Here is a 15,584-nt window from a genome sequence, read left to right on the forward strand (position 1 = left end):
AAAACGGAAGGGATCCGGCTGATTGGAGTACAGTCCGTAAAAGATGTCATGGACATTATTTAACTAGTAACGATGCAGCTCCCGCTTCGCCAGTTGGGATCGTCCGTCCTTTGTTCCCGCAGCATCCCCGGTTATACAGAGGTCCTTAGAGGGGACGCTTCCGCTCGGATAACCACGCAGCGGTACTAAGGCTGCAAAGGACGCAGCCTAAGGACCGGCGTGTTTATAACGCCCCTTACAGGATCCTCTGTATAACCGGGGATGCTGCGGGAACAAAGGACGGACGATCCCAACTGGCGAAGCGGGAGCTGCATCGTTACTTTAACTATATGGAAATAAGAATTTGGCATTGTCAACCGGCCGTTAAAATGCTATGATTAATTTGTAATTGTTTGTAATGTGGTTTTTTTCGACAGGTTTTTTATTGTTGAAGCGCTTGCAGACAGAATGGAAGCGAAGCTTCCACGGGATTATGATGAAGGCCGTCTCGGACGGCTAAAAAGGAGGATTTTTATTATGAAAAAAGCACTTTCTCTTGCAATTGCTGCTGTGCTTGCTTTCTCTCTGACAGCCTGCGGCAATTCCGGCAGCACCGCTCCTGAAAGCAGTGCAGCCCCTGAAAGCAGCGCTGCTGCAGAATCTGTTGCGGAACCGGAATCTTCGGAAGCTGCTGCAGAAACCACCGAAGCAGGAAATGACGCACTGAAGATCGCCATTGTGTCCAGCCCCTCGGGTGTGGATGACGGTTCTTTTAATGAGGACAATTATAACGGTATTCTTTCCTTTATCGGAAAGCATCCTTCCTCTACGGTAACTCCTGTTAAGGAGCCTACAGGGGATACGGCGGCGGCAGTACAGGCAGTAGCCGATATCGTAGCTGACTATGATGTGATTGTATGCTGTGGTTTCCAGTTCGCAGGTATCACACAGGTTGCGCAGGACAACCCTGATGTTGCCTTTATTCTGGTAGATGCTTTCCCTGCTGATGCAGAAGGACAGGATACGGAAGTGGATAATATTTACGCGATGCAGTTTAAAGAGCAGGAAAGCGGATTCTTTGCCGGTATGGCGGCTGCTCTGGAAACAAAGAGCAATAAGGTTGCCGTGGTAAACGGTATTGCATATCCTTCCAATGTAAACTATCAGTATGGTTTTGAATGCGGCGTTAAATATGTGAATGAAACCGACGGAAAGTCTGTTGAAATCGTTGAACTTCCTTCCTATGCGGGAACAGATGTTACCGGCGTCAATGTGGGGGGCAACTATATCGGATCCTTCGCGGATGCGGCAACCGGCAAGGTTGTTGGCAATGCCCTTATCGATGAAGGCGTGGATATCATGTTCGTTGCTGCAGGCGATTCCGGAAACGGTGTGTTTACAGCGGCTAAGGAAGCGGAAGGCGTTTATGTTATCGGCTGTGATGTTGATCAGTATGATGATGGTGCAAACGGAGATGCCAACGTTATCCTGACCAGCGGACTGAAGGTTATGAGCACAAACGTGGACAAGGCTCTGGAAACAATTGCGGACGGTTCTTTTGCGGGAGGCAACGTAACTCTGGGAGCTGATACGGATTCCACAGGTTATGTGAGCGCTTCCGGCAGATGTCAGCTTTCTGCGGATACTATTACAAAGCTGGATGCTGCTTATGAAAAAGTGAAAGCAGGAGACATTGTACCTGCTGCCAACTTCAACGGTATTACTCCCGATGATTTTACAGTAGAGTAAGGAACGTACTTGGGAACTGTGTCTGCAGATCCTGAGAAAAGGGAAGGCGGGCCGGGGTTCCGGCCTGCTTTTTATATATTTCCCGTTGGGGGAAATTGTCCGTCGGGCGGGAAATTGCCTGCCGGGAAGGAAGCGGAAGAATCACCATCAGGTGATTTTGTATGCAGGGGTATACTTAGGGGATGTCAGCATGAGGCTGATGGCATCCCCTAAGTATATCATGGAGAAACAGCCGTGGGAAACGGCGGAATGAGAGGGAATGTATGTCGGATTATATTGTGGAAATGCGCCATATTACTAAAAGGTTCCCGGGCATTGTTGCCAATGACGATGTCACGATTCAGGTAAAGAAGGGGGAGATTTACGCCCTTCTGGGGGAAAACGGCGCCGGAAAGTCAACGCTGATGAGTATGCTTTTCGGTATGTACGAGCCGGATGAAGGGGAAATCTATATCCGGGGAGAAAAGGTAAAGATCTCTTCCCCCAACCACGCCACGAAACTGAATATCGGTATGGTGCATCAGCATTTTAAGCTGGTCAGTAATTATACGATTGCGGAAAACATAGTGATGGGTATGGAGCCGGTAAAGAAAGTGCTGGGTTTGTTCCCTGCCGTTGATATGAAAAAAGCCAACGAGGATATCCGGGGGCTTTCCCAGAAATACGGCCTGGAGGTGGAGCCCACCGATGTGATTGAAAACATCAATGTTTCCACACAGCAGAGGGTGGAAATTCTGAAGATGCTTTATCGGAAAGCGGAAATCCTGATTTTTGACGAACCTACGGCGGTGCTCACTCCGCAGGAGATCGAATTTTTACTGGATATTATTAAGGGCCTTCGGGAAAACGGAAAGACAATCATCCTCATTACCCATAAGCTGGAAGAGATTAAAAAGGTGGCCGACCGCTGTGCGATTCTGAACAGGGGCCGTCTTATCGATGTGCTGGATGTGAAGGAAACAAGCACTAAGAAAATGGCCAGCCTGATGGTGGGCCGTGAAGTCAGCTTTGAAACCCCTAAGAAGGAGCCTTCCTTCGGCAGGGAAATCCTGCTGGTGGAAAATATGACTGTTGTGAACCAGGATCAGTTTGAAGTGGTTAAGGATGTATCCTTTTCTGTAAGGGGCGGAGAAATTTTTGCCATTGCCGGTGTTGCGGGGAACGGGCAGATTGAGCTGGCGGATGCCATTGCAGGACTGCTTCCCGTCCATAAGGGGAAGATATGGCTTAATGGAAAGGATATTACAGGGGAATCCATCCGTCAAAGGAGTCTGGAAGGGATATCCTATATCCCGGAGGACAGGCAGAATTACGGGGTGATAATGGATTTCACCTTATCGGAGAATCTGGGGCTGCGGAATTATTTTAAAGAGCCCTTTTCCAGAAAGGGAATCCTGAATAAGAAGGCCTTTGACAGCTATGCGGAAACCCTCATTGATAAATATGATATCCGAAGCGGCCAGGGAGTGCGTACTGTTGTGCGTTCCATGAGCGGCGGAAATCAGCAGAAGGCGATCATTGCCAGAGAGGTCGAACAGGAATCGGATCTGATGATTTTCGTGCAGCCGACAAGAGGACTGGATATCGGGGCGATTGAAAATATCCGCAGGCAGATGATCGGCGAAAGGGATAAGGGAAAGGCCATTCTGCTGATATCCCTGGAACTAGATGAAATCATGGATTGTGCGGATACCATCGGCGTTATTTATAACGGGCAGATGCAGAAAAAAGCGGATGCCAAAACGCTGACCACCAATGAGGTGGGAGAATTTATGATGGGGGTGAAGCGGCATGCATAAAAAAGAATCCGTCTTTAAGAGAGTGATAAGCCGGACCCTTGGCAATAAGAAAACCCAGAGTGTGACCATCCCGCTTTTATGTGTACTCATAGGCCTGATTGTGGGAGCCATAGTCATTGCCGTGCTGGGAAAGAATCCTTTTATGGCTTATTATAACCTTCTTCAGGGCTGCGGAATTGCGCCGAAGGCTTCCTATGCGGGACATAAGAGTATACTTACGGACTTTTTAAGCTTTCTCAATTATCTGACGCCTATGATTTTTGCCGCGCTTGCGGTGGCGGTAGCCATGCGTACCGGGCTTTTTAATATCGGTGTGTCGGGGCAGATGCTGGCGGCGGGCTTCCTTGCCACTATCCTGGTGGGCTACAGCGGCCTGAATGCTTTTCTGGCGAAGCCTCTGGTTCTCCTGATCGGCGTGGCCGCAGGGGCTGTGGTAGGCGGGCTGATCGGCCTTCTGAAATATAAATTCAATATCAATGAAGTGGTTTCTTCCATTATGCTGAATTATATCATCCAGTATGTATGCAGCTTCTGTATCAATACATTTTATGTGGATCCTGTTTCCAGGCAGTCAAAGGCCGTTGCACAGTCTGCCCGGCTCACCCTGGCGGATACCGTGGTGGGAGATTTGAAAATGGATATCCCCCTCGGATTTATCCTTGCCCTGATAGCCGTAGTCCTGGTGAAATTCCTGCTGGACAGGACAAAAATGGGTTACGAAATGAAAGCAGTGGGCTTCTCCCGCAGCGCGTCCCGTTATGCGGGGATCAATGTGGGTAAGAATATTGTTGTGACCATGCTCATTTCAGGGGCTTTGGCAGGATTGGCAGGAGTTACCTATTATCTGGGTTATTTCGCTTCCATTCAGCCCAGAGTATTGAGCAGCACCGGCTTTGATGCCATAGCGGTTTCCCTGCTGGGAAACAACAATCCGGTGGGAATTATTTTCTCCTCTCTGCTGATAACCGTTGTGGATAAGGGAAGTACTTATATGAGCTCCGCTGCGGGGATACAGGCGGAGATTGCCGATGTTATTACGGGGATTATCCTTTTGTTCTGTGCATGCTCCGCATTCATCAGATACCTGCTGACACGTATGAAGGATGAGGAAGGGAGGAAGGAGAAATGAATACGGTAATCATAGATGGACTGTCCTTTGCCTTACCGTTGTTTATCATGGCCATTGGCGGTATTTACAGTGAAAAAAGCGGAATTACCAACCTTGCCATCGAGGGCCTGCAGGGATTCGGCGCGTTTACGGGAGCGCTGGCGGCCGTGCTTGTGGCGGGCAGCTTTTCCGGAAATTCAGTCATGCCTTTCTATATCGCCATGCTGTTCGCCGTCATAGGCGGAACGCTGTTTTCACTCATTCATGCGCTGTTATGTATCCGCTTCAAAGCAAATATGGTTATCAGCGGCGTGGTTATCAATATCCTCGCCATGGCGATGACTTCTTTTCTGACAAAACAGATCAATGCCGCGGTTTTTGGCGCTGCTTCGGATAAATTTGTGCTCGGGGTATCCAGCCGGCTTACGGTTCCGGTGATTTCCAAAATCCCCGTGCTGGGCGCCGTATTTTCCAATATTTATCCCTTTGAAATCGTGATCGTCGTTGTGGCGCTGATCGCCTGGTTTGTCATGTACAGGACGCGTTTCGGCATGCATCTGAGGGCCTGCGGTGACAACCCCCATGCCGTGGATGCTGCAGGAATTGAAGTGGGAAAGGTACGTTTGGTGGCAGTTATGGTTTCCGGGGCTCTTTCCGGCCTTGGAGGCATCTGCTTCGCCTACTCCATTTCCGCTAATTTTTCCAATAATATTTATGTGGGCTATGGTTATCTGGCTATCGCCGCGATGATATTCGGAAACTGGAAGATACTTCCTACCCTGGGGGCCTGTCTCCTGTTCGGTCTGGCCCGTTCCGGGGGCTACCGTATTGTACAGATTATGGAAATGCCCAGCAGTTACCAGGATCTGGTTATGATCCTTCCCTATGTGCTGACGCTTCTTCTGCTGGTATTCTTTTCCAAGCATAACCGTGCTCCCCGCGCTTTGGGAGAAATTTATGACAAGGGCAGCCGGTAAGACGGCAGAGATAACGATAAGCAGAAAAGACAGCCGGCTTTCCGGCTGTTTTTTCTGTTAAGCAGCAATCAAATACCCCACTGCAAGCATACGGAGTATTAAACTTGCAGCGCTGCAGAGCAGCGGGGTATTTGACCCTCGCGGCAGTCGCCAAAACCAAGCTGGCCTGGCTTTGGCTCGTTGCTCGCGGGAATAAATGATTGAATCTGCACAGTTTTTGCCGTAAGCAGCTATGGAAAGCGGGGGAGAAAAAGACTATAATGGCATCAGAAAGGGTTATGGAGGGAATGCAGTATGGATAAAGGATATGACAGCCATACCTATGAAAAGGTGGGGCAGTGGTTTGAGGAACACAGGGAAGAAATGGCGGAGGATATCAAAAGACTGGTGAGGATTCCCAGTATTTCGGATCCGCAGGCGGAAACAGGGCCGTTCGGAAAGGCCTGCCGGGATGCGATGGATGAAATGCTTGCCATGGGCCGGAAGTATGGTTTTTTTTCGGAAAATAAAGAATACTATGTGGGTACCATCGGCAGGGAAAAGAAGGACTGGGATAATACCATTGGATTGTGGAATCATTTGGATGTGGTGCCTCTGGGGGAAGGATGGGATTATGCCCCTTTTGATCCTGTGGTGAGGGATGGATATCTCATCGGAAGAGGGGCTCAGGATAACAAAGGGCCTGCCGTGGCCATGCTCTATGTGATGCGGTGTATCAGGGATTTGAAGCTTGATATGAAGCATGAAATATGTCTGTTTGTTGGCTGTGATGAGGAACGGGGGATGGCTGATCTGGAATATTATGGTTCCAGATATCCTTTTCCCGCCTTATCCATGATCGCCGACTGCGGGTTTCCGGTTTGTTACGGGGAGAAGGGAATTCTGGAGGGCTGGGCCGCCGCAGACGATTCCTTCAGTGAGGATGTAATTGACCTGTACGGAGGCAGCGCCGGCAATATTATACCGGACAGGGCGGTTCTGGTGCTTCGGGACAGGCCGGAGCTTGAAGAGCTTCTAAGGCAGCTGCCCGAAGCTCTGCAGGCAGAAAAAGAAGAGGGGCAGATACGGATAACAGCCAGGGGCACAAGCCGGCACAGCGCTTTCCCGGAAGGAAGTGTAAATGCCATACATGAGCTGGCAAAAGCGGTATGCGCGGTCTCCCTTCTGAAGGAAGAGGACAGAAGGCTTCTCCATTTTATTGAGGAGGCTACGTCTGATTATTATGGGGAAAGAATCGGTATCACTTATGAGGATGAGGTGTCCGGAAGGCTTACCTGTGCCGGGACCGTATTGAAGCTTCAGGAAGGAAAAGCGGCTCTGCAGTTTAATATCCGCTATTCGATTACCGCGGATCCGGAACATATGGAAGCTGTGCTTGACGGATTCTGCAGGACATCCGGTTATCACTGGGAGCTCATCAGGAATTCCGCTCCCAATTATTTCCCGAAGGAAAGAAAAGAGGTTGCGCTTCTGACTTCCCTTTTTAATGAACTGACCGGAAGTGATTCAAAGCCTTATGTGATGGGCGGCGGAACTTATGCGAGAAAGCTTCCCAATGCCTTTGGCTACGGAATCGGATCCATGCCGGAGCGTGAGGATGACCGGGCCTCAGAGCTGTTTGCCAAAGGACACGGGGGCGCGCATGAACCCGATGAAGGACTGGATTTGAAAAAGCTTCTGGATGCCGCAAAGATTTATACCATGGCAATGCTTACACTGAACGATTGTGAAATCAGCGGGAATCCGCAGGTTTAAAGGAGGAAAAACTATGTATCAGGCAAAAGAAAACAGATATGAGAGCATGAAATATTTTCGCTGCGGAAAGAGCGGTCTGAAGCTTCCGGCCGTTTCGCTGGGACTTTGGCATAATTTTGGCAGCAAGGATAATTTCGACAATATGAAGGAGCTTATTTTCACTGCGTTTGACAATGGAATCACGCATTTTGATCTGGCTAATAATTACGGCCCGGTTTACGGCAGTGCGGAAGATAACTTCGGAAGAATTATGGACAGTGATATGCGTCCTTACCGGAACCAGATGGTAATCAGCACTAAGGCGGGTTATGATATGTGGCCGGGGCCTTACGGGGACGGAGGAAGCAGAAAATACCTGATATCCAGCCTGGATGAGAGTCTTCAGAGGATGAAGCTGGATTATGTGGATATTTTCTATCATCACAGGATGGATCCGGAAACGCCGCTGGAGGAAACCATGCTGGCACTTGACAGTATCGTTAAAAGCGGCAAGGCCCTCTATGCCGGAATATCCAACTATACCGGCGAAGCCATGGAAAAAGCGGCGGCGATTCTTAATGAACTGAAATGCCCTTTTATCATTAATCAGAACCGTTATTCCATTTTTGACCGCACGATAGAAGAAAATGGCCTGAAGGCTTCGGCAGTCCGTAATGGCTGTGGAATCATCGCTTTCAGCCCTCTGGCCCAGGGGCTTCTGACAGATAAATATCTGCACGGGATCCCGGAGGACAGCCGGATAAAGAGAGACGGAAGATTCCTGACGGAATCTGCGCTGACGGAAGAAACACTGGGACAAATCCGCGCCCTGAACGAAATTGCGGCGGAAAGAGGACAAAGCCTGGCTCAGATGGCTTTATCCTGGATTCTGAGGGACGGAGAAGTGACCAGTGTTCTGATCGGGGCATCCAGGCCTTCCCAGATAACGGAGAATATTCAGATCATCCACAAAATAGATTTTACAGAGGATGAGCTGAAAAAAATCGATGAAATCTGCGGGCTGTAAGACAGAGCATTCACATAAAAATGGAATATAAAACGCCGCCCGGCCGGCATAACCGTCCCTGAAAGACAGGAACGATTACGCTGACAGGGCGGCGTTTCTGCGTCTGATGGAAGGCTATAGATCAGGTGTCCCTCCGGCGCCGGGAAAGTAGAAGGGGGGAATGATTCCGGGGTAAGCTCCCGGCGAGGTGCCGGGCATTCCGGAATTAGGATATACTCCCGGGAAAATCCATCCTGCATCATCATCATGGGCGCGGTTCATTTCCGAATCCCTGTTTACCGGATTACAGCCATCACCGGACATTACAGACTGATCATCCATATCGGAGGCCTTCCCGTCCTCATCGATATTTACGCTGTCTGCAGATCCGGTATTATCCATATTATGGAGCGCTGTCAGATATCCGTCCGTAAAGGCGGATTCCGGGGTGATGCCGGGAACGTTTGCGCTGGGAAATGAAAGTCCGTCATGATAAGGTCTTTTTTCTTCCTTCATGTCTTTCTTCCTCTCTTTTCTATATATTTCATGTCTGCCCGGTCAGTCTTGTACCGGCTGAACAGACGTATTTTGGCAAACCTTGGGACATTTTGGCCGAATGGGCAGAAATGGCTAAAATGAGCCTTCAAAGTTTGTTAATTAGTATACCTGTTAATGCTTGAAAATATTTAAAAATACGGTACAATAATATTATAAATAAAATTTATAAACGAATTATACGAAATTGTCAGGCGTGATTTTTCATCATTTCCCAACGGTTTCGTATATTTTGTAAAAGAGGGGAAAATCGTGGCAATTAAATCCAAGGAACTGGCTAAATTACTGGGTGTATCTACAGCAACCATGTCGCTTGTCCTGAATCATAAGCCGGGAATAAGCGATGAGCTTCGCGGGTCGCTCCTTTCCAGAATTCAGGAAATGGGTTATGGTTATATGATCAAAGAGGCGGAGGAAGCGGAAACGGGCGGCAGTGCGGTATCCGCCAAAAATATTGCTTATATTATTCTTGCCGATCATCAGGAGGAAGGGGATGAGGGCGCTTTTTTTCCGCCGGTAATTGAGGGCGCGGAACGGGAGGCCAGGCGGCTCGGATACCATTTTTCCATCATACATATGTATGATGAGAAGGCGGGGAGGCTTCGGGAGAGTATAAAAAAAGAGCAGTATGCGGGAATGGTGGTTTATGCCGATATGATGAGTCCGGGGCTGAAGAAGGAGCTGGATGGGACGGATATTCCGTATGTGATGCTGGACTGCTACGATCCGGATATCAGGGCCAGCTCCGTTACGGTGAATAACCGTCAGGGAATTTATACGGCCGTCCGTTATCTGTTGGAAAAAGGGCATACTGAAATCGGATATGTATCTTCGGGAACATCCCGCAGCTCCCTTGTGGAGAGGCGCCGCTGTTTTTCCTATGCCTGTGAGGATCTGGAAGTGAAGATGTGTCCGGATTGGAATATCGTAACCAATGGTTCGGGACTTGAGGCCCAGGCGTATCTGGAGGGATTGTGGAAGAGCGGCGTGAAGCCGCCCACAGCGCTGCTGGTGGAGAATGATATGCTGGCAATTCCCGTGTACAGGGCCTTGAAGCGGGCAGGGTATACCGTACCGGATGATGTATCGGTTATCGGTTTCGACGGGCGCAGTATCTGCAGCATAATGGAGCCTACGCTTACCACAATGCGTGTTCCCCGCAGGCTGTTGGGGAGGACCCTGATCATGCTGCTTAACGGGAAAATTGATATGAGAAGCCGTTCTATGGAGGATGTTCCGATTCGTCTGGAAATGAATGCGGAGCTGGTGGAAATGGCCAGTGTCCGTAAGCTATAGAGCGTAAGGCCTGGAATTTTTTGAATCTCCGAATCTCTGAAAAAATGTGATATGTAAATTTAATTTATGAAATTTATAAAAAATAAAAATATTTATAAAAAGTGTTGACAAGTTTATAAACCTGGTATATGATAAAGCCAAGTTGAAAGTCATCAACCCACAAAATTAGCCGGTACAGCTACGGCTGTGCCGGCACCCCCCCCCTTAAGTGTTATTAGCTTATATCTCCGGTTTCCATGCCGGTTTTCGATAACTGATTTGTCAGACATAAAAAACATGGAAGAATAGTCAGGACGTTTATACCAGAAGGTGTGAGCGCCTTTTTACTCCGGGAAGAAAGAATATTTTGAACCCGGAAATGGAAGATTTCTGTAAGCGGGCATGCCTGCCTGGCAGGAACCTTCACCGGCTGCGGCGGATATTGGCTTATTACAGCCAATCCCCCTCCCCAATCTGCCGCAGCAACCCCCCCTCTTTTTTTATTGTTATACATTAAAAATGACCGTCTCTTTATGGAGGCGGTCATTTTTATTTCAGGCAGCGGATGGCCCGCAAGGCAAGGCTCGCTGCCTGAACTGTTTGCTGCATTATCTGTTGGAACTGCCGGATACTATGGCAGCATTTATTGACACATTTTTTCAATGGAGGCAGAAAGCTCCGAAAGCCAGGGGGCATCCAGCGCCTCGATTTCACCTAAATCGCAGGCCGCCGCAATGGCAGGATTTACAGGAAGCTTTGCAACTGCGGAAATATTGTGTTTGGCGGCGACTTCTTCGATATGGCTTTCTCCGAAGATGCTGTGTCTGCTGTGGCAGTCGGGACATTCGTAATACGACATATTTTCCACGATGCCAAGAACAGGTATATTCATCATCTCCGCCATTTTTACAGCTTTTTCCACAATAACGGATACCAGCTCCTGGGGAGAAGTTACCACAATGATTCCTTTCAGGGGAAGGGATTGGAAAACCGTCAAAGGAACGTCCCCGGTTCCGGGAGGCATGTCCACAAACATATAGTCTACATTGTCCCAGATAACCTCGCTCCAGAACTGGCTTACCGCTCCGGCAATTACCGGGCCGCGCCACAGGACGGGATCGGTATCATTATCCAAAAGAAGGTTGATGGACATGATATCAATCCCTCCCCGGGTTTTTACGGGAATCAGTCCCATTTCATTGGCATAGGCTTTTTCATGCATTCCGAAAGCTTTGGGGATGGAGGGGCCGGTAATATCGGCGTCCATAATGGCGGTATGATATCCCTTTTTCTGCATGGAGGAGGCCATAAGGGAGGTGACCAGGGATTTTCCCACGCCTCCTTTGCCGCTGACTACCGCGATGACATTTTTAATGCTGGACATTTCATGGGGCTCCTGAAGAAGGCTTTTGGGATCCCGATCATTGCAGGATTCCTTGCAGGAGGAGCAATTATGGCTGCAGTTTTCACTCATTTGATTGATTCCTTTCACATGTGCTTAGTATTGTTGCGATACCCGGGCATATGGCCGGGGTATCGGAATAACCGGTTATAACGATCGGAAAGCTCACAAAGCGGCTGCTTTGTGAGCTTTGGATTCCTTTCCGGACAGGCCTGGAAGGAAATAAAATTACAGTTCGGTTTTCCACAAACCGTGAAGATTACAGTAAGCATATACGGCAACAGGCTTTGCACCGCCGGTATGGAAGGCTGCTTCGGGAGCTTCTCCGGGAACCAGATCCTTACGGAATCCGCCGTTTTCCAGCTCCAGATAAATCCATTCAATGTGATGCTCTTCCAGCATGGGATGAACGGCGCTGCCTACCTGAACCTTTACCAGTTCTCCCTCAACGGTTACGGCAGGAACGTGTTTTTCTGCGCTGGCGTCTACGGTATTTGCTTTCAGTTCTTCCATTTTCTCACCGCAGCAGATAACAGGAACTCCTGCGTCATGAATCATTTCCACCAGGTTGCCGCAATGTCTGCAGATATAAAATTTTACTTTACTCATATTCTTTTCTCCTTTTCTTTCCGGTTTACCGGATGCAAAATTAATGGTTTTTTATTTTTAAATGCATCTTGTATTAAAAAGATGTCATTCCTTTGCAGTTCTGTTTTCCTGCTCCTGAAGGTTCTGGGGGCAATTCTTCCTCCTGCGGCATTCACCCGCGGGGCAGCAGCCGTTTCCGTCACACAGCCGGAAGGATCCGCCTTTTATATGAAGAAGTTTTCCGTTTACGAGGGAATCTGCCATTTTTTTCCGGGCTTCATTGTATATCATCTGTACGGTGGAGCGTGCGATGGACATTCTCTTCGCGCATTCCTCCTGATTGCATCCAAGCAGATCAATCAGCCGGATACATTCATATTCATCAATGGTCATGCAGATGCATTCTTTTTCGCTGCAGCTGTGGTTTACGGGTCCGAAGGTAGAGGACTTTGGCATGCAGCAGATATTCCGTTCCTTAGTTGGCCGGGGCATATCATCACCTCGCATTTCCGGCTTGTGTAATTGGCATATGCTGTTTACATCTTCATTATACATAAATGAGAAAAGATGTCAATAGAAAATGATAATAATTATTGTTTTTATTTTGCGAGGGGTGATCGTGGGAGGGCGGATAAATGCATCCGTCACAGGGGCTTTGGTTCCCTGGCGTCATGGCGATGGCCTGGCGTTTGTCTCCGGCCCGGGGGCGTTTGGGGGTGTGGTTGGGGATCCAGCCTCAAAAACGGGGTGTTTCTAAATGTTCCGTTCAGCCGGGAGGCTGCCAACGCGGCAGAACTCCTCGCCTAAGCGGGCTTCGCCGCTTCGGCTCGTCAGACATGCCGCTAAGAACGGCAGTCTCCCGGCTGAACGGAACATTAAGAAACATCACCGTTTTTTCTGATGGATCTCCAACCACATCCCCAAACGCCCCCGGGCCGGAGACAAACGCCAGGCCATCGCCATGACGCCAGGGAACGAAGCCCCTGTGACGGATGCATTTATCCTGGGGATTGTGTGTGGAGGGGGCAAAAAGGGAAATGAGAATTATGGGGGAGGGAAAAGAGGGGGGATTTTTTTTAAGGTTTTTTTAAATTGGTAAAGAAATATTGTAAGTGAGGTGGGTATCGTTTATAGTGGGTAGTGTAGGTGGCGCCCGGGGGACGGGCGGTATAATATGGATAGGTAAGGAGAAGGGATTATGTATCAGCATCATGAAGAGTCTTTGAAAATACTGGAGGATATGTTCCGGGGGAGGGAGGAGGTAATCGCTCTTGTTTTCGGGGGATCTGTGGCTAAGGGGATGGAGCGGCCGGATTCGGATCTGGATGCGATGGTGATTGTTACGCAGGAGTATTTTGAACAGTGTATGAAGGAGAATCGGACGGCGGAGTGTCTTTCGGGGTGTACTTATGAGGGCGGTTATTTTGATATTAAGTATATGACGAAGGATTTTCTGGAGCAGGCGGCTTTGAAGGGGAGTGAGCCTACGAGGAATTCGTTTGTTAAGTCGAGGGTGCTTTTTTCGAGGGATCCGGAAATTGAGGGGCTTGTGGCGGCTATTCCTGTTTTTCAGGAGAAGGAGAGGGAGGAGAAGCTGCTTTCGTTTTTCAGTGATCTGGAGCTGAATTATAATTATTTTTGGAAGTGCTGTAAACCGGACGGGTATATGAAGATGCGGACGGGGAGTGAGATTGTGTATGCTTTGTATCGTCTGATTCTGCAGGAGAAGAGGGTGCTTTTTCCCTGTAACCGGAGGCTGGAGGCTGCTGTGGAGGGGATTGAGGATAAGCCGGAGGGATTTGTGGAGAAGTGCAGGGAATTCTGTGAGAGTATGGATTCTGATCTGCTGGATGAGATTGTGGAGAGTTATTTTGCATGGACGTCGTATGATTATCCTAAGGATCATAATATCTGTTGTTCCCAGTATTGTCTGGATTTTGAAAAGTGGTGGCTTTTCCCAAGGCCGTTGATCGCGGAATGGTAAGAAGTATTCTTTTTAGTAGGTAATATGAGATTTGTGATATAGGATAAGGCATTTTTTTGTGGTATTATGTCTGCGGCAGAAAGAAAAGAAAACAGGATTTAAAAGGAGGAGGCGGCAAATGGAGAAAAAATTGCCTGAATCGTTGCAGAAGCTGATTAAGAAGGTGGAGGAGGCTTTCCCGGAGGATCCCAGGATGGTGCAGCTGTTTATAAACTGTTTTACCAATACTCTGGATACTACGGTGAAGCGGCTTGAGGACGGGACTACTTATATTATTACCGGGGATATACCGGCTATGTGGCTGCGGGACAGTGTGGCGCAGATCCGGCCTTATCTCATGGCGGCGGGAGAGGATAAGGAGATTGCGGACATGCTGGTGGGGCTTGTTCGGAAGCAGTTCTTTTATGTGAATCTGGATCCTTATGCGAATGCTTTTAATCAGGAGGCTAACGGCAACTGCTGGGAGCATGATGAGACGGATATGCTGCCGTGGATATGGGAGCGGAAGTATGAGCTGGATTCTTTGTGTTATCCGATTCAGCTGGCTTATCTGGTGTGGAAAAATACGGGGCGTACGGATCATTTTGATGAAACCTTTGTGAAGGGGGTACGCAGGATCCTGGAGGTCTGGCGTACGGAACAGCATCATGAGGAGCGGTCGCCGTATCATTTTGTGCGTAAGAACTGTTATTTTACGGATACGCTTTCCCGGGGAGGGAAGGGTGCTCTGGTTAAGTCGGGGACGGGGCTGATTTGGTCAGGCTTCCGGCCGAGTGATGATTCCTGTGTCTATGGTTATCTGATTCCTTCGAATATGTTTGCTGTGGTGGTGCTGGGATATCTGGCGGAGATAGCAAATCAGGTGCTGGGGGATGAAGCGCTTGCGGCGGAGGCGGAAGCTTTCCGGATGGAAGTGAAGGAGGCCATTGAAACGCTGGCCGTGGTGAAGAATGAGTATTATGGAAGGATTTATGCCTATGAAACAGATGGGTACGGGCAGTTCCTTCTGATGGATGACGCCAACGTGCCCAGTCTTCTTTCGATGGAATATCTGGGTTATGATGGAGATCGGGAAGTGATGGAGAATACACGGCGTTTCATACTCAGTGAAGGGAATCCTTATTATTTTAAGGGAAAAGCGGCAGGAGGAATCGGAAGTCCCCATGTGCCTCCTTATTATATCTGGCATATCGGGCTGGCCGTTCAGGGAATGACGGAGTCTTCCAAAGAAGAGAAGCTTCGTATTCTGCAGCTGATGCGTGATACGGACGGCGGGACGGGAATGATGCATGAAGGTTTTCATGTGGATGATCCCACCAAATTCACAAGGGAGTGGTTTTCCTGGGCGAATGCGGTGTTCTGTGAGCTGGTTCTGGATTACTGCGGTGTTCGTGTGGTACGGTAAAGACGGGTTGAAGGAGAGGCTTC

At 48.9% G+C, this 15,584-nt stretch carries 13 protein-coding genes; 9 read left to right on the plus strand and 4 right to left on the minus strand.

Annotation, left to right across the window (positions count from 1 at the left end; all coding sequences use genetic code 11):
• Positions 1-516: 516 nt before the first annotated feature.
• The 6 genes from BLA28_RS31630 to mgrA all read left to right on the plus strand — a co-directional run bounded on the left by BLA28_RS31630 (position 517) and on the right by mgrA (position 8,373).
• Entirely contained in the window at positions 517-1,728 is a 1,212-nt protein-coding gene (locus tag BLA28_RS31630; protein WP_044972026.1) for a BMP family ABC transporter substrate-binding protein, read from the plus strand.
• Positions 1,729-1,991: 263 nt separating this feature from the next.
• Positions 1,992-3,527, plus strand: coding sequence for an ABC transporter ATP-binding protein (locus tag BLA28_RS31635; RefSeq protein ID WP_071699743.1), 1,536 nt, complete (start codon positions 1,992-1,994; stop codon positions 3,525-3,527).
• The gene (locus BLA28_RS31640) at positions 3,520-4,656 is read left to right on the plus strand and encodes an ABC transporter permease (RefSeq protein ID WP_071699744.1); all 1,137 of its coding nucleotides are present in this window, start codon (positions 3,520-3,522) and stop codon (positions 4,654-4,656) included. The genes BLA28_RS31635 and BLA28_RS31640 overlap by 8 nt, the downstream gene beginning before the upstream one ends.
• On the plus strand, positions 4,653-5,612 hold the full coding sequence (locus tag BLA28_RS31645) for an ABC transporter permease (protein ID WP_009253872.1): 960 nt from the start codon (positions 4,653-4,655) through the stop codon (positions 5,610-5,612). Before BLA28_RS31640 ends, BLA28_RS31645 begins: the two co-directional genes overlap by 4 nt.
• Before the next feature lie 294 nt (positions 5,613-5,906).
• Complete coding sequence (locus tag BLA28_RS31650) at positions 5,907-7,367, plus strand: Sapep family Mn(2+)-dependent dipeptidase (RefSeq protein ID WP_069156786.1); 1,461 nt, start codon at positions 5,907-5,909, stop codon at positions 7,365-7,367.
• Between the two features lie 13 nt (positions 7,368-7,380).
• Positions 7,381-8,373 carry an L-glyceraldehyde 3-phosphate reductase gene (gene mgrA / locus BLA28_RS31655; RefSeq protein WP_069155288.1) on the plus strand — a complete coding sequence of 331 codons (993 nt, stop codon included), beginning with the start codon at positions 7,381-7,383 and terminating at the stop codon, positions 8,371-8,373.
• 114 nt (positions 8,374-8,487) lie between these two features.
• On the opposite strand, the gene BLA28_RS31660 is transcribed toward mgrA, so the two are convergent.
• The gene (locus BLA28_RS31660; RefSeq protein ID WP_009253868.1) at positions 8,488-8,868 is read right to left on the minus strand and encodes a hypothetical protein; all 381 of its coding nucleotides are present in this window, start codon (positions 8,866-8,868) and stop codon (positions 8,488-8,490) included.
• A gap of 291 nt (positions 8,869-9,159) precedes the next feature.
• Between BLA28_RS31660 and BLA28_RS31665 the strand changes: the two genes are divergently transcribed.
• Positions 9,160-10,203, plus strand: coding sequence for a LacI family DNA-binding transcriptional regulator (locus BLA28_RS31665; protein WP_069156785.1), 1,044 nt, complete (start codon positions 9,160-9,162; stop codon positions 10,201-10,203).
• A gap of 622 nt (positions 10,204-10,825) precedes the next feature.
• Here the strand turns inward: BLA28_RS31665 and BLA28_RS31675 are convergent.
• The 3 genes from BLA28_RS31675 to BLA28_RS31685 all read right to left on the minus strand — a co-directional run bounded on the left by BLA28_RS31675 (position 10,826) and on the right by BLA28_RS31685 (position 12,664).
• Complete coding sequence (locus tag BLA28_RS31675) at positions 10,826-11,656, minus strand: Mrp/NBP35 family ATP-binding protein (RefSeq protein ID WP_069156783.1); 831 nt, start codon at positions 11,654-11,656, stop codon at positions 10,826-10,828.
• Between the two features lie 156 nt (positions 11,657-11,812).
• Positions 11,813-12,193 carry a desulfoferrodoxin family protein gene (locus tag BLA28_RS31680; protein ID WP_009253864.1) on the minus strand — a complete coding sequence of 127 codons (381 nt, stop codon included), beginning with the start codon at positions 12,191-12,193 and terminating at the stop codon, positions 11,813-11,815.
• Positions 12,194-12,277: 84 nt separating this feature from the next.
• Positions 12,278-12,664, minus strand: coding sequence for a DUF134 domain-containing protein (locus BLA28_RS31685; protein ID WP_009253863.1), 387 nt, complete (start codon positions 12,662-12,664; stop codon positions 12,278-12,280).
• Positions 12,665-13,370: 706 nt separating this feature from the next.
• Between BLA28_RS31685 and BLA28_RS31690 the strand changes: the two genes are divergently transcribed.
• Both BLA28_RS31690 and BLA28_RS31695 read left to right on the plus strand, forming a co-directional pair.
• Positions 13,371-14,156 (plus strand): nucleotidyltransferase domain-containing protein, encoded by a 786-nt coding sequence (locus tag BLA28_RS31690; RefSeq protein ID WP_069156782.1) that lies wholly within the window; start codon positions 13,371-13,373, stop codon positions 14,154-14,156.
• 118 nt (positions 14,157-14,274) lie between these two features.
• On the plus strand, positions 14,275-15,561 hold the full coding sequence (locus BLA28_RS31695) for a glycoside hydrolase family 125 protein (protein ID WP_069156781.1): 1,287 nt from the start codon (positions 14,275-14,277) through the stop codon (positions 15,559-15,561).
• Positions 15,562-15,584 lie beyond the last annotated feature (23 nt).

The organism is Eisenbergiella tayi (assembly GCF_001881565.1).
GTDB lineage: Bacteria > Bacillota > Clostridia > Lachnospirales > Lachnospiraceae > Eisenbergiella > Eisenbergiella tayi.

Bases quoted from the DNA above. Each gene is read 5' to 3' on its own strand.
- BLA28_RS31635 (WP_071699743.1), top strand. From the start codon at position 1,992: ATGTCGGATTATATTGTGGAAATGCGCCATATTACTAAAAGGTTCCCG.
- BLA28_RS31675 (WP_069156783.1), bottom strand. From the start codon at position 11,656: ATGAGTGAAAACTGCAGCCATAATTGCTCCTCCTGCAAGGAATCCTGC.
- BLA28_RS31660 (WP_009253868.1), bottom strand. From the start codon at position 8,868: ATGAAGGAAGAAAAAAGACCTTATCATGACGGACTTTCATTTCCCAGC.
- BLA28_RS31685 (WP_009253863.1), bottom strand. From the start codon at position 12,664: ATGCCCCGGCCAACTAAGGAACGGAATATCTGCTGCATGCCAAAGTCC.
- BLA28_RS31640 (WP_071699744.1), top strand. From the start codon at position 3,520: ATGCATAAAAAAGAATCCGTCTTTAAGAGAGTGATAAGCCGGACCCTT.
- BLA28_RS31695 (WP_069156781.1), top strand. From the start codon at position 14,275: ATGGAGAAAAAATTGCCTGAATCGTTGCAGAAGCTGATTAAGAAGGTG.
- mgrA (WP_069155288.1), top strand. From the start codon at position 7,381: ATGTATCAGGCAAAAGAAAACAGATATGAGAGCATGAAATATTTTCGC.
- BLA28_RS31650 (WP_069156786.1), top strand. From the start codon at position 5,907: ATGGATAAAGGATATGACAGCCATACCTATGAAAAGGTGGGGCAGTGG.
- BLA28_RS31645 (WP_009253872.1), top strand. From the start codon at position 4,653: ATGAATACGGTAATCATAGATGGACTGTCCTTTGCCTTACCGTTGTTT.
- BLA28_RS31680 (WP_009253864.1), bottom strand. From the start codon at position 12,193: ATGAGTAAAGTAAAATTTTATATCTGCAGACATTGCGGCAACCTGGTG.
- BLA28_RS31690 (WP_069156782.1), top strand. From the start codon at position 13,371: ATGTATCAGCATCATGAAGAGTCTTTGAAAATACTGGAGGATATGTTC.
- BLA28_RS31630 (WP_044972026.1), top strand. From the start codon at position 517: ATGAAAAAAGCACTTTCTCTTGCAATTGCTGCTGTGCTTGCTTTCTCT.